A 19,568-nucleotide genomic window follows, 5' to 3' on the forward strand; every position below is an offset into this window, starting at 1 on the left:
TCCTTTCGTCGCCTGTCACCATACACACCCGCAGACGGGGGTCGGCTGGGTGGTCTCATCCGCCATCGTGGGCCGAGTCGTCCGGAGGTGGTCCCGCGCGGGCGACGGCATGAGCCGGGAACGGGCCGAATGCGCTGCTGACACGCACCGTGGCGATGAGACCGTTCACCTCGCAGGATACGACGTCCACGGATGCGGTGGCCGCAACGCGCGCGGCGCGCTCGCACGGGATGCCCGGGACGGCCCCCGACGCGGCGTCCGCCGCACCCAGCGCGGCGGCATCGGCCGCCGACGCCAGACGTTGCCCGTGCACGGCGGCGCCCCCGACCGCCGCGAGGCTCACGGTGAGTGCCGCGAGCACCGCGATCACCCCGACGGCGCCCGCGGTGCCGGCCATCAGAGCCCTCCCCCCAGCGCGCACGACCGCGCCGTCACGCGAAGGCCCGGCAGCACCCCCGGCGCCGCGGCCGACACGCAGACCAGGTCGGCCTCGTGCTGCACCGACCCGACCGCACCGTCGGCCGCGGCCGACACGATGCCGAGCGCCCGCCCCTGATCCTCGTCGCGGGCGATGAGTCGCGCGGCGTCGGCGACCGCATCCTGCAGGCGCACCTGACGGGACGCGGTCGACAGCGCGCCGATGCCCATCGCGAGCACGAGCAGGATCGCCGGCACGGCGATCGCGAACTCGGCGGTGGCCGAGCCGCGGTCGCCGAGCCGGGAGATCATGCGACGGTCAATGCGCGTCGCACGAGATCCTCGAGGATGCCCCGCACCTCGTCCGAGCGCATGATGACGACCAGGAGCGAGGCGAATGCGACGGCGGCCATCGTGGCGATCGCGTACTCCGCCGTCGCCGCACCCGTCTCATCCGCGAAGAGCGTCGTGGATCGGCGCGCGGTGAGGGGCGGGAGCGCCGGCAGGGACGGTGCGCGGGCGGGGCGCCGCAGCGGGCGGAGACGCGGCAGGCGGGAAGAGATCATCTGTCTGTCCTTTCAATCGTGGGCACGGCGGGTGGGCACGGATGGGGTCGGCGAGCGGGAGTCAGAGCTCGAGCGAGGTGGATCCGAGGATGCTCATGAGCATCGGAGCGACGCCTAAGAAGAGGAATGCCGGCAGCACGCAGACGCCGAGCGGCAGGAGGAGCGACGACGACAGTCGCGCGGCCCGCAACCGGCCCGCCGTGCGCGCGCGGTGCCGTGCGAGCGAGGCACCGGCGCGGAGGAGCTCGACGGCGGGGACGCCGGCGCTGCGGGAGAGCGCGAGAAGCCGATCGATGTCGTCACGGTCGGCGTCCGGCGCGGATCCCGACCGAGGGCCGGCGGGAGCTGCGCTCGCGCCGTCGGCATCGATCGCCCGGGGCGCTCCGGCGTCGGGGGCGGCGAGCGCCTGCGCCCGCTCGATCGACACCCCGCCGGAGAGCGCGATGGCGATGAGCTCCGCGCGAAGGCCCGGGATCTCCGCCGCGGCGCCCGCCGCGGCGACGAGACGGCGGGTCCACAAGCGCGCCAGCAGCATCAGCAGGACACCCGCGACCAGGCACCCGATGCCGATGGGTCCGGTCGTCAGGATGCGGAACGTATCGAAGCCGAGGCCGGCCCCGAGCAGCACCGCCACCAGCGGCAACCATGACATGAGGCGCGCGGTCGCGGCGGGCTCGGCGAGGGCCACGGCCACCTCGTCCCGGCATTCGTTGGCGTCGCGCACGGCGCCCGCGATCGCGCGCAGGGTGTCGGCCAGGGGCGCACCGACGGCCGTCGCGACGCGCCACGCCGCCGCGATCGGGAGCCACCGCGCACCACCCGCCGCGATCGCCTCCGGCAGGTCGCGACCCTCGCGATGGGCGGCGAGGACAGCGGCGGCCTCGCGGTCACCGGACTCGGCCAGGAATCGCCAGGCGACGACCGGCGCGAGGCCGGCCTGCAGCAGCACGGCCATCCGCGCAGCCACGTCTCCGGTGCGGTCGGGGGTGCGCTGCCGCGTCAGGCCTCCCATGGCACCTCCCTGATCTGGAGGCGGTCGTCGACGAGCACGGGCCGGCCGCATCCCGCGATACGACGTCGCCCGTCGGCGCCGCGCTCGAGGTGGATGACCCGACCGATCGCGCTGACGACCTGCCGCGCCAGCGCGCGGTCGTCGAGACCGGCGAGCGCGCCCAGCGCCTCGAGCCGCGCAGCGACGTCGGCCAGACCGTTGGCGTGCAGGGTTCCGGCGCCGCCGTCATGGCCGGTGTTGAGCGCCGACAGCAGATCGCGCACCTCGGCGCCGCGGCACTCCCCCACCACCAGCCGGTCTGGCCGCATCCGCAGGGCTTCACGCACGAGCCGCGGCAGATCGACGCCGCCCGCGCCCTCGAGATTGGGCTGGCGCGCTTCGAGACGCACGTGATGAGGGTGCGCGATGCGGAGTTCGGCCACGTCCTCGATCGTCACGATGCGCTCATGCGGGCCGACGGTGCCGAGCATGGCCGCGAGCAGGGTGGTCTTGCCGCTGCCGGCGGCTCCGGTGACGAGCACGTTCACCCGCCCGCGCACGAGACCCCGCAACCCGGCCGCGACCGGGGCGTCGAACATCCCGCGCGCCTCGAGCGCGTCGAGGTCGCCGACACCGGGTCGCGGCACGCGGATGGAGATCGTGGTGCCGTCGGCGCACACCGGAGGCAGGACGGCGTGCACGCGCACGCCCTGCGCGAGCCGGACGTCGACGCACGGTGTCGCGTCGTCGATGTGTCGGCCGCCTTGGGCGATGAGTGCGACCGCGAGAGCGCGGACCTCTTTCTCATCCGCACGCCATCGCTCGACCCGCTCCGCTCCGTGGCCGCGGTCGACGAAGAGGCCTCGCGACCCGTTGACGAAGATGTCGGTGACGTCGGGGTCGGTGAGGTGCGCGCGCAACGGGTCCATCGCGGAATCGAGCGCGGTGCTCGCCGACATGTCGGGGCCGGGGCGGCGCTGCGGGGTCTCCAGCGGTCGCACGTCGGAGCCGACCGGCACGGACGCGCCGCGCGGCGTGACGACGAAGGGCTGCGGCATACGGGCGACGTTAGGTCGGAGCCGATGCCCGAGAAGCGTGCCGTCCGTCACCCGTGGATGACGCGACGTCATCCGTGCACTGGGGAGAACCTGTCGCGACGATCGGCGTCGATCGCGGGCGACCGCAGGAAAAAGAGAGGGCGGCATCCCAATGGGGGGGTGGGATGCCGCCGAGCACGGTCCCGCAAATTGGGGGTGATGAGGACCGTACTCCCGTCACAAGGATCGGGCTTCGTCGAGCTTACGCATCCCGCGCCGGGCAACCAAACGCTGGGAGACCGATATATCGGTGGACTGGGTACACTCCCTTCTTCCGGGGGTGGTCCCCCGCCCCGTCGACCCGCCAGACTGACGTGGGGCGCACGGTACGCGCCCCACGTCGCCGGCACCGGCCACCGCACGCAAGGGAGCGAGCACATGAGCAGCCAGATCGACCACCTGCTGAACGAGACCCGCCGTTTCGCACCCGGAGCGGCGTTCGCCGCCAACGCCGTCGCGACGGCCGACCTCTACGATCGGGCCGCAGCCGACCGCGAGGGCTTCTGGGCCGACCAGGCGCGCGAGCTGCACTGGCACACCCCGTTCACCGAGGTGCTCGACTGGTCGCATCCACCGTTCGCCCGCTGGTTCGCCGACGGCGAGCTGAACGTGGCCTACAACTGCCTGGACCGCCACGTCGAGGCCGGCAACGGCGACCGCGTCGCCCTGCTCTGGGAGGGCGAACCCGGCGACGAGCGCCGCGTCACGTACGCGGAGCTGACCGACGAGGTCAAGCGCGTCGCCAATGTCCTGACCGGGCTGGGCGTCGGCGAGGGCGACCGCGTCGCCATCTACCTGCCGATGATCCCCGAGGCCATCGCGGCGATGCTCGCCGTCGCCCGGGTGGGCGCCATCCACTCGGTCGTCTTCGGCGGGTTCTCCGCCGACAGCCTGCGCTCACGCATCGACGACGCCGGCGCCAAGCTCGTCATCACCGCTGACGGCGGCTACCGCAAGGGACGCGTGTCGGCGCTGAAGCCGGCAGTCGACCAGGCGCTGTCCGACCGGGGCGGGGGTGTCCAGGAGAGCGTAGAGCACGTGCTCGTGGTGCGCCGAGGCGGCAACGAGGTCGCGTGGACCGAAGGACGGGACCTCTGGTGGCACGAGGCGGTCGCGGCCGCATCCCCCGAGCACGACGCCCGGCCGTTCCCCGCCGAGAGCCCGCTGTTCATCCTCTACACCTCCGGCACGACGGGGAAGCCGAAAGGCATCCTGCACACCTCGGGGGGCTACCTCACGCAGGCGTCCTTCACGCATCGCAACGTCTTCGACCTGCGTCCCGAGAGCGACGTGTACTGGTGCACCGCCGATGTGGGCTGGATCACCGGGCACACCTATGTGGCGTACGGCCCGCTCGCGAACGGGGCGACGCAGGTGATCTACGAGGGGACTCCCGACGCCCCGCATCCGGGCCGCTGGTGGGAGATCGTCGAGAAGTACGCCGTGACGACCCTCTACACCGCACCCACCGCCATCCGTTCGTTCATGAAGATCGGTCGCGAGGTGCCGCAGCGCTTCGATCTGTCGAGCCTGCGGGTGCTCGGCTCGGTGGGCGAACCCATCAACCCCGAGGCGTGGATGTGGTACCGCACCGTCATCGGCGCGGAACAGGCCCCGATCGTCGACACCTGGTGGCAGACCGAGACCGGAGCCATCATGATCTCGGCCCTCCCGGGCGTCACCGAGACCAAGCCGGGCTCGGCGCAGGTGCCGCTGCCGGGCATCTCGATCGACGTCGTCGACGAGTCGGGTCAGGAGGTCGGCAACGGCAAGGGCGGGCTGCTCGTCGTCACCGAGCCCTGGCCCAGCATGCTGCGCGGCATCTGGGGCGACCCGGACCGTTTCGTCGAGACGTACTGGGACAAGTTCTCCGACCAGGGCTACTACTTCGCCGGCGACGGGGCGCGGCTCGACGAGGACGGCGACATCTGGCTGCTCGGGCGGGTCGACGACGTGATGAACGTGTCGGGCCACCGTCTGTCGACCGCCGAGATCGAGTCGGCCCTGGTCGGCAACGAGGCCGTCGCCGAGGCGGCCGTGGTCGGCGCCTCCGACGAGACCACCGGCCAGGCGGTAGTTGCTTTTGTATGCATCAAGAATTCCCACACGGTGAAACCCGATGAACTCGAGGCTTTGACGGCCGAACTGCGGGCATGGGTGGCACAACAGATCGGCGCAATCGCGCGCCCCCGCGACGTCTACATCGTCACCGAACTACCTAAGACGCGATCCGGCAAGATCATGAGGCGCTTGCTCCGCGACGTTGCGGAGGGTCGCGAAGTCGGCGACACGACAACGCTGGCCGACACCATGGTCATGTCGACGATTAAGGGGCAGGTCACGGGCAAGTAGTCGCAGTGTCGATGTGCGGCAGGTGCTCTTCGCGGGCACGTGTCGCACATCGCTGTGCGCCGCTCTGGCGCCCGCCGACCCAAGATGACCCGACAATGCGTCGAGGACGAGTTTGGCGTCCAGATCGTCCCCTGCGGCGTCCCAACCACGCTCCCGCACCGGCTCACGTGCAACATTCCTACGGTTCGCGCCATTGTCATTGCAACCCATTGACGTGCCCATCCACGCGGGCTGCTTCATGGTGGCGCGGCACGAACCGCGTTCACGATGGGAAACATGATGCGGTATTCGAGATTCACACTCACCTTGGCAATCGCCGCAACGGCGGTCGCATTGTTGAGCGGTTGCGTAACGGCGGAGGCCGCTTCACCAGAGACGAAAAACACTCCCCTTCCGACCAGCACGGAGATGATGACGGAGAGTACACCGACTGCTACTCCGACGCCCGCCCCCGTCGTCGCGCAAAACCAACACCGGAACCGACGAGTGATGTTCCTCCGCCGTGGTCGTGGGGACAGATCGACGGCGCGTGGTGTGGCGCGAGCGGCACGTGTCAGACCATCGAAAAGTCAACCTTCACCGTTCTTGACGAACTGTGGGTGATTCAATCGACCGGCATTGTCGAGGGTTGCTACATCGGAGCGGTGACTAACCGCATATATCCGGGAATGTCCATGATGTACTGCCCCGCGGGCGTGGCCACACCGTTCACGGTGTTCAACTCTGAAGCGACGAGCTCTGACGAGACGGTGATGAACGACGATGCATCCCGTGAGCGAATCTGGTTCTATCAAGGCGCGGGCGCAGAGACGTGGTTCCGTCAGTAAGCGAAGGCCAAGAGTTTCAGGCAGCGCCGAGCGCTTCTTTAAACAGAAGAGGTCACGAGCTGAAGCTTGTGACCTCTTCTGTTAGTTCCTAATCGGCAGGTTTGGACTCGTCCGAGAGTGGAGCTTGACCCGCTTTTCCGGACACCAACGTTGAGGCGATGATCGTCTCGGAAGGAGTCCATGAGATGCCTGCTGCCCACCCGCCGGAGTTCCGGCGTCGTGCCCTCGATCTCGTCGCGCAGGGCAACCCTGTTGGCCAGACCGCCCGCGATCTTGGGATCAGCGAGTCGTGTCTTCGCAACTGGATGAACCGCGACGCGATCGACAACGGCCGCAAGGCCGGTGTCACCTCCGATGAGCACAAAGAGCTCGTCGAGCTGCGGCGCCGGAATCGGGTGCTGGAGATGGAGATCGAGATCCTCAAGCGCGCGTCGGCGTACTTTGCGAGGGAGAACGTGCTCCCAAAATAGGGTTCCGGCTGGTCCAGGAGCTCGCCGCCGACGGGATCCCCGTCGCGGTGGCCTGCCGGTTCCTGAACATCTCAACGTCGGGCTACTACGACTGGGCCAGCCGACCGCCATCACCGCGGGCGGTCGCGGACGCAGAGCTGACGAGAACGATCCGTCGCATTCACGCCGACTCGCGAGAGACCTACGGCGCCCCGCGCGTGCTCGCAGAACTGCGACTCGGGCTCGGCGTCAATGTCAGCCGGAAGCGTGTCGCGCGGCGCATGCGCCTCGACGGCATCACAGGTGTCGCTCACCGTCGTAAACACCGCGGCTGGAAGCGGACACCGCGACCCACGACGATCTCGTGAAACGGCAATTCCGCGCCGATGCCCCGAACCGGCTCTGGTTCTGCGACATCACCCAGCACCGCGCAAAGGACGGATGGGTCTACTGCGCTGCCGTGATCGACGCGTTCTCGCGACGCATCGTGGGGTGGTCGATCTCGGACCGGATCACGGCGGAGATCGTGGTCGACGCGCTTGAGATGGCCCGCTGGCGCCGCCGACCCAATCCCGGGACCGTGGTTCATGCGGACAGGGGCGCTCAATACACCAGTTCGATCTTCGGACACCGGCTGCGCCAAGCCGGGCTCCTTGGATCGATGGGCAGGGTCGCCTCCTCGGTCGACAACGCGCTCATCGAGAGCTTCTGGTCGGTGATGCAACGCGAGCTCCTGGACCGCACCACGTGGGACTCGCGGACGCAGCTCGCGTCGGCAATGTTCGAGTGGATCGAGGGCTTCTACAACCCCCGTCGCCGGCACTCCGCGCTCCAATACCTCAGCCCCGCCGACTACGAAGCCCTTCACACCACCGCAGAACTCGCGGCATGATCAACACAAAAGAACCGTCCGGGAAACCGGGTCAAGCTCCCTTCGCTTCGAGGCCATCGTCGGCCCACGCGAGGAGCTTCTTTGAGAAGTTGCGAACACCGTAGCCGCGCGCCTCGGTGAAGAGGTAAGAGCCGGAGCCCATGTAGTGACGCCAGTCCTCGTCAGGGTTCGAGCGGTGCTGTCCGACGTAGATCGAGCCCGTCACCTCGTTCGTGATGCTGTATGACGGCTCCAACGGGATTCGTCTCGACCCGGAGGTACTCCGTCGAGCGCACGACTCGGCGCCCAACATCAGGTACGCGAAGATCGCTACCGCCGACCCTGCATTGTTCGAGGCTTACCACGACGCCGCACCGGGCGTCACCACGATCGTCGGCGAGGACATGATGTTGTTCCAGGGACTTCGTGCCGGCGGACGCGGCTCGGCCACAGCGATCGGCAACATCCTTCCGCGTGAGATCGCTGCGCTCCACGACGCCTTCGAGAATGGCCAGGGAGATGCAACCTACGAGATCGCAACGCGGCTCTCCCCGGTCACGATGTTTCTCTCGATCCCCAAGGGCGGGTTCATCGCCAAGTTCAAGCACATGACGGTGCCGCTCTGGTGCTCACCGAGAGTACGTATGTCGATCGGACGGGGCGCGACTACGACGAGACGAGCATCGATCCGGATCAGCCGTCGGCGGCATCCGTCGCAGAGGACCAGGCGCGCGCATGGCTGGGTGACCAGGGCTGCGAGAGGTGACCTTCAGTCGGCGCGCGCGCGGGTGCGGCGACGGATGACGGCGGTGGTCACGACGATGAGGACGATGCCGGAGATCAGCGCGATGGGAAGCGACGCGTAGCCCGCCGTCACACTCGAGATCGTCGCGCCCACCAGCGCGTAGGTGGCGGTCGCGGCGTACCAGATCGATCCCCGCGAGATCACGAGGAACACGACGGCGAGGCCGGCGGCCGCGGCGATCACGAGGATCTGCCAGGTCGCACCCCAGGCCCTCATCGCTCCTGACGCTGGCTCACAGGGAGCCACAGCATCGTCTGCTCCTGAATGATGAACCCACCGGGGGGAGTATCGGGTTCGTCGGCCTGCATCGCGCCGCCACCTGAGTGGAGCTGGACGATCGCCGCGCTGCGCCGCCGGACCAGCTCGGCCACGTCGGGGCGCTTCTCAAGCTCGCGGGTGAGCTCGGCAGTCATCCGCTCGCGCTCGGTGGCGATCTCCGCCGCGACGTCGAGGTGCGCCAATTCGACCCCGTGGTCGATGTCCGTCGTCATCGAACGCCCGCGTGCCCGCATGACACGGACGACAACCGCCGCGATCGCCGCGAGCGCGGCGCCGACGAGATAGGCGATCCGCACCCAGCCGTCGGCGACCACCCAGGCCACGCCCGCGGCGACGATCAGCAGGATGGCGAGCAACGTGCTCTGCAAGGCGACCGGTCGTCCGAGCGGTCGCCCCCCAGCAGCTGCCACCGCCGCGACGACCCCGGCTCCCACGACCACGCTGACGATTGCGCCGGGAACCACGGTGTTATCGAGCCCGAGGCGGATGCCGTTGAGCATGCCGATCGGCAACACGGAAAGCAGCAGCAGGATGAACACGACGCGAAGGATCGCTCCACTGTGCGGGTCGCGCGCGCCGAAGCGCTCACGAAGATGCGCTGTGACGCTCCGCCGTGCGGTGTTGCTGGCCGCCGCGCCCTCGCGCCAGAGCCGGTCGACCAGGTCGCCGAGTCCCGCCGAACGCAGAACCGCGGCATCGACGTCCGCCCGGGTGAGGCGCTGGGGTGCGCGTGCACCGAAATCGAGGCCGGAGAGGCCGTCGGGCGACGAATCGGAACGTGACTCAGGCATCCGTCACCCCGATGCTCGCGAGGAGCTGTTCGGCCACCGGCATCGCGAGAGCCAGCGCAGGAGGGGAGAGAGGCGACATCTGCGCGACCGCGAGCTTGCCCTCGAGCGCGAAGACATACATGGTGCGGACCGTCTGGACGACGCGAGGTGCACCGTCTTCGGGGCCACGGTCGGTGACGACCGTCACGCGCCAGGCAGGCTCGCCATGAAGCTCGAAAGGGACGGCCACCGGCTCCCAGGTCGAGGGGGTCGCGGCCAGTGCGATCTGAACCGCTTCCGACTCGTTCGTGGCGGCGGGGAGCCCCGGAACCAGCAATGCGAGCGTTGCGTAGAGGCCGGCATCCGGCTCGCACAGGAGCAGGACGGATCCGGACTGCGCGGCCTCGCGGCTGAGGACGGCCAGCTCTGCCGCCATGAGGATGTCAGGGATCACCGATTCGTCGCGCCCGTCGCACAGGCCGTGAAGCCACGGCAGAGCATGCTCACGCTCGGGTACGGTCGACCAGATCCTGCTGTCGGCGGACAGCGTCAGCTCAGGCACGTCGTTCCCAGCGCACCGTCGAGACGATCGCGTGACTCAAGGTCGTCATGGCGGAGGTCCCCTCGTCATCGATAACGGCTGAAGCAGCGCGTTCCGGGACAGCGGAACGCGGGGCGGATGCCGAGGGTCAGGCGAAGGTGAAGACGACCTCGACCTCGACCGGGCTGTCGAGGGGGAGCACCGGAACGCCGACGGCGGAGCGGGCGTGGCGTCCGGCGTCGCCGAAGACGTCGCCGAGAAGCTGGCTCGCGCCGTTGATGACGCCGGGCTGACCCGTGAACTCGGGCACCGAGGCCACGAATCCGGTGACCTTGAGCACACCGGTGATCCGCTCGACCCCGCCGACGGCGGCGGCGGCGGCCGCGAGCGCGTTCAACGCGCTCTGGCGTGCGAGCTGCTGCGCGGTGTCGGCCGACACGAGGCCGTCGCCCTCGCCCACCTTGCCGGTGGCCGGCAAGGCACGCGAGACGAACGGCAGCTGGCCGGCCGTGTAGACGAGGTCGCCGTGCGCCTTGGCGGGGATGTAGGCGGCGACCGGCGGCACGACCTCGGGAAGCTCGAGACCGAGCTCGCGGAGACGATCGGCGACGGCGCTCATGCCTGTCCCCCCTCGAACTGCTTCGCGGCGACGGCGGCGGCCTGAAGGCCCGCGTTCGCGCTCGCATCGGCGCTCGTGGGGCGCTTGAAGTAGGCCACCAGGCCGCCTTCGGGTCCGGTCACGACCTGCACGAGCTCCCACCCCTGCTTGCCCCAGTTGTTGAGGATGGCCGCGGTGTTGTGGATCAACAGCGGCGTGGTGAGGTATTCCCAGGTGGTCATTCGCGGCTCCTGCGGGGGCGCATCGAGGGCGGCATCCCGCCCGGGCGTGTCAAAGCGAGCAGGGCGCCTTCGGGTGATCCCCCAGCATCCTGGCTTACCATCAAGCCTATGCCCGATACGAAACGCACGGCCAGCGGTGTGCTCTCCGGCGTCGCCGGACTCGTCGGCCTCAGCGCCGTCGCCGGTGTTCTCATCACCGCCACGGTGACGCCCGCCATCGCCGTCTCCGGCGCCGCAGCGTCCAGCGCCATCACGCTCTTCGACAACATGCCGAACTACCTCGAGATCGACGAGCTCATGGAGCCCACGTCGCTCATGGTGCTCGATCCGAACACCGGCGACTACGCCGAGATGGCGAAGTTCTACGATCAGAACCGCTCCCCGGTCGCCTTCGACCAGGTGGCGACGGTCATGTACGACGCCATCCTCTCGAGCGAGGACCCGCGCTACTACGAGCACGGCGGCGTCGACCTCATCGGCACGTCGCGTGCGCTGCTGTCGAACCTCGAGGGCGGCGGCAACACGCAGGGCGGATCGTCGATCAGCCAGCAGTACGTCAAGAACATCCTCATCCAGCGATGCGAGTGGGATGCGCAGACGGATGAGGAGCGCCAGGAGTGCTTCCTGGCGGCCACCAACTCGTCGGGCTCCGAGGGCATCGAGCGCAAGCTGCAGGAGATGCGCTACGCCATCAGCCTCGAGCAGCGGTACTCCAAGAACGACATCCTCCTCGGCTACCTCAACATCGCGAACTTCGGTGGCGTCAACTACGGCATCGACGCCGCGGCGCGCTACTACTTCGGTGTTCCGGCCAGCGCCCTGAACGTCTCGCAGGCGGCGACTCTCGCCGGCATCGTGCAGAACCCGAACACGTATCGGATCGACCGCACGGGCGGCTCCACCACGGATCGCGACGGCAACCCCGTCAACAGCGAGGCCGACGGCTACGCCCTGACCAAGCAGCGGCAGACCTACGTGCTCGGGCGCATGCTCGAGGACGGCAAGATCACCCAGGAGCAGCACGACGCCGCCGTCGCCGAGCCGATCACGCCGGCGATCACTCAGTCGCAGCAGGGCTGCGCGGCGAGCATCGCCCCGTACTTCTGCCAGTACGTCGTGTCGGTCATCAAGAACGACCCGGCATTCGGCGAGACGGCGGACGAGCGTCAGACGGCGCTGCGTCGTGGCGGTCTCAAGGTCTACACCTCGCTCGACTGGAACCTCCAGAACACCGCCGCCGACGTCATGGCCGCCCAGGCTCCCGCCACCGTCTCCGGCATGAACTTCGGCGCGGCGACGGTCAACCTCGAGACCTCGACCGGCCGCATCCTCTCGATCACGCAGAACACCCAGTTCAGCGAGGCGTCGGACGCCGGCGCAGGGTTCTCCTCGCTCGTGTACGCGGGCGATCTGGAGTTCGGCGGCGCTCGCGGGTTCCAGGCCGGATCGACCTTCAAGATCTTCACCCTCGTGGACTGGCTCGAACAGGGCAGATCGGTCAACGAGGTCCTCGACGGCCGGATGAGGGTGTTCAAGAACTTCACGAACTCCTGCACCGGGAACATCGTGAACAACAACACCCCGATCAACAACTTCGGCAAGGCGGGCGGCTCGGTGAGCACGCCGATGGCATTCACCGCGTCGTCGCTCAACACCGGGTACCTCGCCATGGCGGCGGAACTCGACATGTGCGACATCGCCAACACCGCCACGAAGATGGGCGTCAAGACCGGCTCCGGCTCGCCCATCACCATGGCGAATCCGGCGAACGTGATCGGCGTCGACAGCATCTCCCCCATGGCGATGGCCGGGGCCTACGCGACCGTCGCGAACAACGGCATCTACTGCCAGCCGCAGGCGATCGACCGCGTGACCGACGCTGCCGGCACGGAACTCCCCGACAAGAAGCCGGCACGTGCCTGCTCCCAGGTGATCTCGCCCGAGGTCGCCGCGACCGCCGCCTACGCGCTCAAGGGCGTGATGACCGGGGGCACCGGCTCGGGGGCCAACCCGTACGACGGCACCCAGCTGATCGGCAAGACCGGTACGCACGAGGACCTGCAGACCTGGATGATCGAGTCCAGCACGCGCGTCGTCACCGCCGCCTGGGTCGGCACGACCGAGGGTGCGGGCGACGTCTGGGGCTACGGCCTGCAGAACGTGCGCTACACGCTCGCCGAGACCGTGCAGCGCGCCGCCGATGCGCTCTACCCGGCGGGCCCCTTCCCCGACCCGGCACCGAACCTCACCAAGCGCGTCCTCAAGGATCTGCCGAACGTCATCGGCATGCCGATCGCGCAGGCGCAGACGACGCTCGAGCAGGCCGGCTTCTCGGTGACCGTCGGCGACCCCGTCGACTCGGACGCATCGACGGATGTCGTCGCCGCGCAGACGCCGGGCGCAGGCCAGGTCGCGGGCGGCACGACGGTCACGATCAACCCGAGCAACGGGCAGGGTGGCACGATCCCGAACGTCAGTGGCACGGTGCAGCAGGCGCAGGCCCAACTCGCCCAGGCCGGGTTCGCGAATGTCGCCCTCGGCGCCTGTACCTCCGACGGATCGTTGAACGGCAACGACACGCGCGTCACGAGCACGAGCCCCGCCGCGGGCACGGCCGTGAACAAGTCGTCGCAGATCCAGCTCAACTACAGCCGTCAGGCCTGTTAGTGACGCCGTCCACCGGTCGCACCGCCCTCACCGCTGCTGCAGCGGTGGGGGCGGTCGGTGTCGGCGCCGCGGTATGGGGCGTCGGGATCGAGCGGTACCTGTTCATCGTGCGTGAGCACACCCTGGCCGTCCTGCCCGAGAACGCCTCCCCCCTCCGCGTGCTCCACCTGTCGGATGCGCACATGGCGCCGTGGCAGCATCGCAAGCAGGAGTGGATCGCGTCGCTCGCCGCGTTCGAGCCCGATCTCATCGTCAACACCGGCGACAACCTCGGCCACGCGGACGGGCTCGAAGGACTCCGCCGCGCGTTCGCCCCGTTCTCCGGGGTGCCCGGGCTCTTCGTACACGGCTCGAACGACCTGTACGCGCCGTCCCCGCGCAATCCGCTGCGCTACTTCACCGGCCCGTCACGCCGTAAGCCTGATGCGGAAGGCCTCGACACCGGCGCGCTGGATCACTTCCTCGCCGACGAGCTGGGATGGGTCGGCCTGGACAACACGGCGGCGACGATCGAGGTCGCGGGGCTTCGCGTGGACGCCTTCGGGGTGAACGACGCGCACCGGCAGTGGGACGACCTGGGGGCACTGCCGCCGCTGCGCGATCGCCAGCGCGCCGAGGGGACCGCGGACCTCGTGCTCGGCGTCACCCACGCGCCCTACCGCCGCGTGCTCGACGCCTTCACCGACCTCGGCGCCGATGCGATCTTCGCCGGGCACACCCACGGCGGCCAGGTGCGGATCCCGTTCTCCCCGCGTGCACTCGTGGCGAACTGCGACATCCCGCTGGATCAGGCGCGCGGCGCCAGCACCTGGGAGCACGACGGTCGTCGCGTGCCCCTCAACGTGAGTGCAGGGATCGGCCACTCGATCTACGCCCCGGTGCGGTTCGGATGCCGCCCTGAGGCGTCGCTGATCACACTCGTGCCCGCGGCCTGACTCCCGCGACCGTTCCTCCACACCTCGCGCCCCTCGGCGTGTCATCGACAGCACGCCTCTGAGGACCCCCGCGGACACCGGCCGCGGCCGAGCATCGAGGCATGAAACGTGTGCTCGCCCTCGTCCTCATCCTCGCCGCCGCGCTCGTCGCCGGCATCGTCGCGACCCTTCCCGCCCGTGCCGCCTCCCCCGGCAGCGGCTTCGGTGAGTGGGCCTCGTCCACGAGCTACGGGTGGCACGGGTCGATGATCGTCAACGGGATCCATACGTACTGCATCTTCCCCGGACGCCCCCTGCCGACCGGCCCCAGCGAGGACCACGGTGTGAGCACGTCGGCCGCAGGCCTCGACCCGCAGCGGCTGACCGCCGTCAACATGCTCGTGTCGACCTACGGGCAGACGGACGATCCCGTCCAGGCCGCTGCGGTCGGCTGGGCGGTGAAGGCGATCGCGAACTGGAACGAGACCCTCCACCACTTCGGGTACCCGGGCGACTCCCTGCAGGGGGCCATCGACTGGGTGTTCCGGCACATCGCCCCCGAACACAACGTCGCCGTCCAGAACCTGGCCGCCGCCTACTACGCGGAGGCCATGGCGCTGCCCGCCGGCACGATGGCCGCGTCCGGCTCGCTCCAGTTCACGATCGACGCGGACGACGCCCTCCGCGGGACGATGACGGCCACCGCCGACGTCCCGGCCGCCCGCGGCACCGTCACGCTCGAGAACGCCACGTTCGCCGACAGCGGGTCGTCGACGCGGGAGGGCGTCGAGCTCAACGTCGCCTACCCGATCGTGGCCGCCCCTCCCGCCGGGCAGACGACGTTCCAGGTGCGTGGCAGCGGCATGTTCCGTTCGGCGTTCGTCCCCGCCGTCCACCACTTCGTGACCCCCGGCGGGCAGGACACCGCCGGGCCCGTCGGTCCGCTCGATTTCCCGCTGGAGGGCGCCGACCAGGCCACCCGTGATGCGACCTTCGCTCCGGTCATCACGACCCAGGTGGTGTCGCGGTACACACCCGGCGCCGCCTATGTCGACGACGTCACCTTCGCATCGGCCCGCGGCGGATGGGGCCGCACCGCGGAGGGCGGATACGTCCCCGTGACGGCCACCGCGACCGTCTACCGCACCGACGAAGAGCCCGCCGAGTCGCCGGAGCCTCCGGCGGACGCCGAGCCGGTCCTGACGCTGCAGGTCACGACCGATCCCGCGCTCGGTCCGACAGTCCCCTACCGCGTGGAGTCCGACGACGCCCTCCCGGGCCCCGGCTTCTACACGGCCGTGTGGGAGATTGCCGCCGCCGGGCAGGCAGCCGGAACGGTGGCCGCTCTCGAGCCGGACTACGCCTGGCGGGAGACATTCGGCGAGCAGAGCCAGATCATGATGGTCAGCGCCATCTCGTCACGGGCCGATGCCGTCGTCGCCGTGGGCGCGGAGATGGGCGATGAGGTCCTCGTCGACGGGGTCGTGCCCCGCGGGGGCCTCCGCATCTCCGCCACCGTGTTCCGGGTGCCCGACGGCGTCGATCCGACCCTCGCGTGCACGCCGGAGAACCAGATCTGGACGGGGCCGTCGACACCGCCGGTCGTCACCGAGCCCGGCAGCGTCCGCGTCACCGGCGCCCCGGTCCCCGACTTCGGCACGTACGTCTGGCGCGAACGGGCCGTGGATGCGGCGGATCGCCTGGTGCACGAGGGAGCATGCGGCGTCGAGAGCGAGACGACGCGCGCACCGCTTCCGACGGTCACCACCACCGCCCTCGGGTCCGTCGGTCGCGGCGGCGAGGCGACCGACGTCGCGCACGTCGAAGGCCCGATTCCGGTGACCGGCACGACGACGTTGACGTTCGAGGTCTTCCGCGCACCCGACGGGGTCGCTCCAGCCGACGCCTGCACCTCCGAGACACGCGTGGCCGAGACGTCCTCGACCCCCGTGGTCGTGACGGCAGCCGGCGATCACACGTCGCCGGGCGTGCGCCTGCACGAACCCGGCACCCACTACTGGATCGAGACGCTCTGGCACACGCCCGAAGGAGGACAGCCTCGGGAGCTGGCCCGCGGCACCTGCGGCGTGCCGAACGAGACGACCACCGTCGAGACGCCCGCCGTGACGACGACGGCCGTGGAACGCGCGAGCATGGGCGATCCGTACTCCGACCTCGCCACCGTGACCGGACTCGGCGACGGCGTCGACGCCGAGCTCGTCTTCTCGGTCTTCCACAACGAGCACGGCCAGACGCCCACGTGCACGGCGGAGACGCTCGAGCACGCCACCGCTCCCCTCGCCGTCACCGGCAGTGGCGAGTTCCGCTCGCCGTCCGTGCAGTCCGAGCGCCCCGGGGTGAAGCTCTGGATCGCCGAGCTCCGCTATCGTCCCACGCCCGATGCGCAAGCCGTGGTCCTCCACACAGGGGTGTGCGGCGAGCCCGGCGAGACGACCTACGTCGATGCTCTCGCGGCCAGCGGCGGCCCCGGGCTGCGTCTCATCGCCGGCGGTGGCCTCGGCGCGATCGGCGCGGGGCTCGGCGTGTGGGCGCTCCTCGCCCTCCGCTCGCGTCGCCGCACCGCGGGCGACGCTGCGCAGTGACGCGTGACGCCGCCACGCCCCGCCACCGCCCGACCTCGCCGATTCGGCGTCACGACCCGAGCTGGGGTAGACTCGGAGGGTTGGCCACGGGGTGTGGCGCAGCTTGGTAGCGCGCTTCGTTCGGGACGAAGAGGCCGCAGGTTCAAATCCTGTCACCCCGACCACGATGTGAAGAGGGTCGACCGAAAGGTCGGCCCTTTTCACATCCGGGAAGACCGTCGGATACCTTCAGGAGCATGATGCCCTCGTCGCCGAAGCTCGTCGCGTTCGATCTCGACGACACGCTCGCTCCCTCGAAGAGCCCCGTCGATCCGCGGATGGCACGTCTGCTCCTCGATCTTGCGGCGCGCGTCGAGGTGGCCATCATCTCGGGCGGACAGCTCGCCCAGTTCCGCGCACAGGTCGTCGACCGCCTGCCGGAGGCGTCCGCCGAGCTGCTGTCGCACCTGCACCTGCTCCCCACCTGCGGGACGCAGTACTACCGGCTCACCGACGCCGGGATCGAGACGGTCTACGCGCATGCTTTGACCGATGACGAGAAGTCGCGCGCGCTGGCCGCCGTCGAAGAGGAAGCGCGTAGGCTGTCCCTTTGGGAAGAGCAGACCTGGGGCCCGATCCTCGAGGACCGCGGCTCGCAGATCACCTTCTCCGCGCTCGGACAGCAGGCGCCGCTCGAGGCCAAGACCGCATGGGACCCCACCGGCGAGAAGAAGAACACGCTGCGCGAAGCCGTCGCCTCCCGCATCCCGGACCTCGAGGTGCGCTCGGGCGGGTCGACGTCGGTCGACATCACCCACCGCGGCATCGACAAGGCCTACGGCATGCGCAAGCTCGCCGAGCAGACCGGCATCGCGCTCGACGACATGCTGTTCGTGGGCGACCGCCTCGACCCCGACGGCAACGACTACCCCGTCCTCGCGATGGGCGTGGAATGCCGGGCCGTCGAGGGCTGGGAAGACACCGCTGCGCTCCTCGACGCGCTGATCCCCACACTCCCCTCGCGCTGACCGTCCCCGCGGCGATCCGCGGGACGATCGCGGCCCGGGTCTACGCTGTGGGCATGGACGCCCTGGGGATCGTGCTGATCATCGCCGGCATCGTGTGCGCCGGCTGCTGGATACTCTCGCTGCTGACCAAGGACACCTCGTGGGTCGACCGCATCTGGTCGATCGTGCCGGTCGCCTACGTCTGGGTGTTCGCCGGCGCCGCCCTCGTCGCCGGTGAGGATGCCGCACGACTCATCGTCATGGCCGTCCTCGTGACGCTCTGGGGTGCACGACTCACGTACAACTTCGCCCGCAAGGGCGGGTACACGGGCATGGAGGACTACCGCTGGGCGATCCTTCGCGGCCGGATGCGGCCCTGGCAGTTCCAGATCTTCAACCTGCTCTTCATCGTCCTGTACCAGAACGCCCTGCTCGTGCTCATCACGCTGCCGGCGCTCGTCGCCCTCCAGAATCCGGCGCCCCTCACCGGATGGGATGTGGTCTTCGCGCTGCTGATGCTCGCGCTGCTGATCGGCGAGACCGTCGCCGACCAGCAGCAGTGGGCGTTCCATCGCGCCAAGAGCCGCGCCGGCGGGCACAAGGAGCCGGGGTTCGTGACGACCGGACTCTTCCGCTACAGCCGTCACCCCAACTTCTTCTTCGAGCAGGCGCAATGGTGGGCGTTCTACCTCCTCGGCGCGAGCGCCGCCGTGGCCGCGGGTGCCGGGTTCTGGGGCGGCGCGGTCAACGCCTCGATCGTCGGCGCCGTGCTGCTGACGGTCCTGTTCATCGGGTCGACGATCTTCACCGAGTCGATCTCCGCCGGCAAGTACCCGGCGTACGCCGCGTACCGCCGCAGCACCTCGATGCTCATCCCCTGGCCGCCGCGACGAGCGGAGCCGGCGACGGCGGGCGCTGTCAGCTGAGCCGGCCCGCGGACTCGCGCAGGTAGCACTCGGCGCACATCGACTCGTACGTCACCCGATCGGCGGCGAGCTCGTCGATCGCCACCTGGTCGCCCTCGAAGACGAACCGACCGCCGACCAGACGCGCGTTGAAGAGCGCCTTGCGTCCGCACCGGCAGATGGTCTTCAGCTCTTCCAAGCTGTGGGCGAGCTCCATCAACCGGCGAGACCCCGGGAAGGCGTGGGTCTGGAAGTCGGTGCGGATGCCGTAGGCGAGCACCGGCACACCGTCCATGACCACGATGCGCAGCAGGTCGTCGACCTGCTCGCGGGTGAGGAACTGCGCTTCGTCGATGAGGAGGCAGGCCACATCCGCTTCGGACGCACCCGCCGGGACGTGGGCGTCCGCGGCCTCCGCCCGCACGCGGCGGCGGTGCTCGGCGAACAGCGCGCGCACGTCATCGCCCGGGCGGATGAGGAAGTCGACGTCGCGGGTTACGCCCAGGCGGCTCGCGATCTGGTCGGCACCCTTCGTGTCGATCTCGGGCTTGGCCAACAGCACGTGCTGTCCGCGCTCCTCGTAGTTGTAGGCGGCCTGCAGCAGCGCGGTCGACTTTCCGGAGTTCATCGCTCCGAAGCGGAAATAGAGCTTGGCCACCCGCAGATTCTACGGGGATGTCGATTTCGG

23 protein-coding genes and 1 tRNA gene are annotated in these 19,568 nt (G+C 69.6%); 12 read left to right on the forward strand and 12 right to left on the reverse strand.

What is annotated here, in order from left to right; translation table 11 throughout:
• Positions 1 to 55: 55 nt before the first annotated feature.
• The 5 genes from AB0N73_RS08220 to AB0N73_RS08240 all read right to left on the reverse strand — a co-directional run bounded on the left by AB0N73_RS08220 (position 56) and on the right by AB0N73_RS08240 (position 2,933).
• Positions 56 to 397, reverse strand: a complete 342-nt coding sequence (locus tag AB0N73_RS08220) for an Rv3654c family TadE-like protein (protein ID WP_363562259.1) — start codon at positions 395 to 397, stop codon at positions 56 to 58.
• On the reverse strand, positions 397 to 729 hold the full coding sequence (locus AB0N73_RS08225) for a TadE family type IV pilus minor pilin (protein WP_363562261.1): 333 nt from the start codon (positions 727 to 729) through the stop codon (positions 397 to 399). Before AB0N73_RS08225 ends, AB0N73_RS08220 begins: the two co-directional genes overlap by 1 nt.
• Entirely contained in the window at positions 726 to 923 is a 198-nt protein-coding gene (locus AB0N73_RS08230; protein ID WP_363562333.1) for a DUF4244 domain-containing protein, read from the reverse strand. Before AB0N73_RS08230 ends, AB0N73_RS08225 begins: the two co-directional genes overlap by 4 nt.
• Positions 924 to 1,044: 121 nt before the next feature.
• On the reverse strand, positions 1,045 to 1,995 hold the full coding sequence (locus AB0N73_RS08235; RefSeq protein ID WP_363562263.1) for a type II secretion system F family protein: 951 nt from the start codon (positions 1,993 to 1,995) through the stop codon (positions 1,045 to 1,047).
• Positions 1,983 to 2,933 (reverse strand): TadA family conjugal transfer-associated ATPase, encoded by a 951-nt coding sequence (locus AB0N73_RS08240; RefSeq protein WP_363562335.1) that lies wholly within the window; start codon positions 2,931 to 2,933, stop codon positions 1,983 to 1,985. Before AB0N73_RS08240 ends, AB0N73_RS08235 begins: the two co-directional genes overlap by 13 nt.
• A gap of 516 nt (positions 2,934 to 3,449) precedes the next feature.
• On the opposite strand from AB0N73_RS08240, the gene acs reads away from it, so the two are divergent.
• The 5 genes from acs to AB0N73_RS08265 all read left to right on the forward strand — a co-directional run bounded on the left by acs (position 3,450) and on the right by AB0N73_RS08265 (position 7,591).
• A complete protein-coding gene (acs, locus tag AB0N73_RS08245) occupies positions 3,450 to 5,423 on the forward strand; it encodes an acetate--CoA ligase (protein ID WP_363562265.1) in 1,974 nt (657 codons plus the stop codon).
• A 167-nt stretch (positions 5,424 to 5,590) separates the two neighbouring features.
• A complete protein-coding gene (locus AB0N73_RS08250) occupies positions 5,591 to 6,250 on the forward strand; it encodes a hypothetical protein (RefSeq protein WP_363562267.1) in 660 nt (219 codons plus the stop codon).
• Positions 6,251 to 6,435: 185 nt separating this feature from the next.
• Positions 6,436 to 6,720 carry a transposase gene (locus tag AB0N73_RS08255; protein WP_363562269.1) on the forward strand — a complete coding sequence of 95 codons (285 nt, stop codon included), beginning with the start codon at positions 6,436 to 6,438 and terminating at the stop codon, positions 6,718 to 6,720.
• Positions 6,721 to 6,767: 47 nt separating this feature from the next.
• On the forward strand, positions 6,768 to 7,067 hold the full coding sequence (locus AB0N73_RS08260) for an IS3 family transposase (RefSeq protein ID WP_363562271.1): 300 nt from the start codon (positions 6,768 to 6,770) through the stop codon (positions 7,065 to 7,067).
• Positions 7,031 to 7,591 carry an IS3 family transposase gene (locus tag AB0N73_RS08265; RefSeq protein ID WP_363562337.1) on the forward strand — a complete coding sequence of 187 codons (561 nt, stop codon included), beginning with the start codon at positions 7,031 to 7,033 and terminating at the stop codon, positions 7,589 to 7,591. Before AB0N73_RS08260 ends, AB0N73_RS08265 begins: the two co-directional genes overlap by 37 nt.
• Before the next feature lie 31 nt (positions 7,592 to 7,622).
• On the opposite strand, the gene AB0N73_RS08270 is transcribed toward AB0N73_RS08265, so the two are convergent.
• Positions 7,623 to 7,826 (reverse strand): hypothetical protein, encoded by a 204-nt coding sequence (locus tag AB0N73_RS08270; protein WP_363562273.1) that lies wholly within the window; start codon positions 7,824 to 7,826, stop codon positions 7,623 to 7,625.
• On the opposite strand from AB0N73_RS08270, the gene AB0N73_RS08275 reads away from it, so the two are divergent.
• Complete coding sequence (locus AB0N73_RS08275) at positions 7,807 to 8,436, forward strand: dihydrodipicolinate synthase family protein (RefSeq protein ID WP_363562275.1); 630 nt, start codon at positions 7,807 to 7,809, stop codon at positions 8,434 to 8,436. The two genes, AB0N73_RS08270 and AB0N73_RS08275, sit on opposite strands and share 20 nt — an antisense overlap.
• Here the strand turns inward: AB0N73_RS08275 and AB0N73_RS08280 are convergent.
• The 5 genes from AB0N73_RS08280 to AB0N73_RS08300 form a co-directional block, all read right to left on the reverse strand.
• Positions 8,340 to 8,591: a hypothetical protein gene (locus AB0N73_RS08280; RefSeq protein WP_363562277.1), complete on the reverse strand. Its 252-nt coding sequence runs from the start codon at positions 8,589 to 8,591 to the stop codon at positions 8,340 to 8,342. The genes AB0N73_RS08275 and AB0N73_RS08280 overlap by 97 nt on opposite strands.
• Positions 8,588 to 9,445: a hypothetical protein gene (locus AB0N73_RS08285; RefSeq protein ID WP_363562279.1), complete on the reverse strand. Its 858-nt coding sequence runs from the start codon at positions 9,443 to 9,445 to the stop codon at positions 8,588 to 8,590. The genes AB0N73_RS08280 and AB0N73_RS08285 overlap by 4 nt, the downstream gene beginning before the upstream one ends.
• Entirely contained in the window at positions 9,438 to 9,986 is a 549-nt protein-coding gene (locus AB0N73_RS08290; RefSeq protein WP_363562281.1) for a hypothetical protein, read from the reverse strand. The genes AB0N73_RS08285 and AB0N73_RS08290 overlap by 8 nt, the downstream gene beginning before the upstream one ends.
• Before the next feature lie 127 nt (positions 9,987 to 10,113).
• On the reverse strand, positions 10,114 to 10,584 hold the full coding sequence (locus AB0N73_RS08295) for a RidA family protein (protein WP_363562283.1): 471 nt from the start codon (positions 10,582 to 10,584) through the stop codon (positions 10,114 to 10,116).
• Positions 10,581 to 10,805, reverse strand: a complete 225-nt coding sequence (locus tag AB0N73_RS08300) for a hypothetical protein (protein WP_363562285.1) — start codon at positions 10,803 to 10,805, stop codon at positions 10,581 to 10,583. The genes AB0N73_RS08295 and AB0N73_RS08300 overlap by 4 nt, the downstream gene beginning before the upstream one ends.
• 108 nt (positions 10,806 to 10,913) lie before the next feature.
• Here AB0N73_RS08300 and AB0N73_RS08305 point away from each other — a divergent pair, with 108 nt between their 5' ends.
• The 6 genes from AB0N73_RS08305 to AB0N73_RS08330 all read left to right on the forward strand — a co-directional run bounded on the left by AB0N73_RS08305 (position 10,914) and on the right by AB0N73_RS08330 (position 18,901).
• Positions 10,914 to 13,472, forward strand: coding sequence for a transglycosylase domain-containing protein (locus AB0N73_RS08305; protein ID WP_363562287.1), 2,559 nt, complete (start codon positions 10,914 to 10,916; stop codon positions 13,470 to 13,472).
• Complete coding sequence (locus AB0N73_RS08310) at positions 13,472 to 14,407, forward strand: metallophosphoesterase (protein ID WP_363562289.1); 936 nt, start codon at positions 13,472 to 13,474, stop codon at positions 14,405 to 14,407. The genes AB0N73_RS08305 and AB0N73_RS08310 overlap by 1 nt, the downstream gene beginning before the upstream one ends.
• Positions 14,408 to 14,508: 101 nt before the next feature.
• Positions 14,509 to 16,989 (forward strand): hypothetical protein, encoded by a 2,481-nt coding sequence (locus AB0N73_RS08315; RefSeq protein ID WP_363562291.1) that lies wholly within the window; start codon positions 14,509 to 14,511, stop codon positions 16,987 to 16,989.
• A gap of 87 nt (positions 16,990 to 17,076) precedes the next feature.
• Positions 17,077 to 17,153: transfer RNA gene (locus AB0N73_RS08320), tRNA-Pro, on the forward strand.
• A 72-nt stretch (positions 17,154 to 17,225) separates the two neighbouring features.
• Positions 17,226 to 17,996: an HAD-IIB family hydrolase gene (locus tag AB0N73_RS08325; protein ID WP_363562293.1), complete on the forward strand. Its 771-nt coding sequence runs from the start codon at positions 17,226 to 17,228 to the stop codon at positions 17,994 to 17,996.
• 53 nt (positions 17,997 to 18,049) lie between these two features.
• Positions 18,050 to 18,901, forward strand: a complete 852-nt coding sequence (locus AB0N73_RS08330) for a DUF1295 domain-containing protein (protein WP_363562295.1) — start codon at positions 18,050 to 18,052, stop codon at positions 18,899 to 18,901.
• Here AB0N73_RS08330 and AB0N73_RS08335 read toward each other — a convergent pair.
• Positions 18,894 to 19,538 carry a thymidine kinase gene (locus AB0N73_RS08335; protein ID WP_363562297.1) on the reverse strand — a complete coding sequence of 215 codons (645 nt, stop codon included), beginning with the start codon at positions 19,536 to 19,538 and terminating at the stop codon, positions 18,894 to 18,896. The genes AB0N73_RS08330 and AB0N73_RS08335 overlap by 8 nt on opposite strands.
• Positions 19,539 to 19,568 lie beyond the last annotated feature (30 nt).

Source organism: Microbacterium sp. NPDC089189, from assembly GCF_040685095.1.
Classification (GTDB): domain Bacteria; phylum Actinomycetota; class Actinomycetes; order Actinomycetales; family Microbacteriaceae; genus Microbacterium.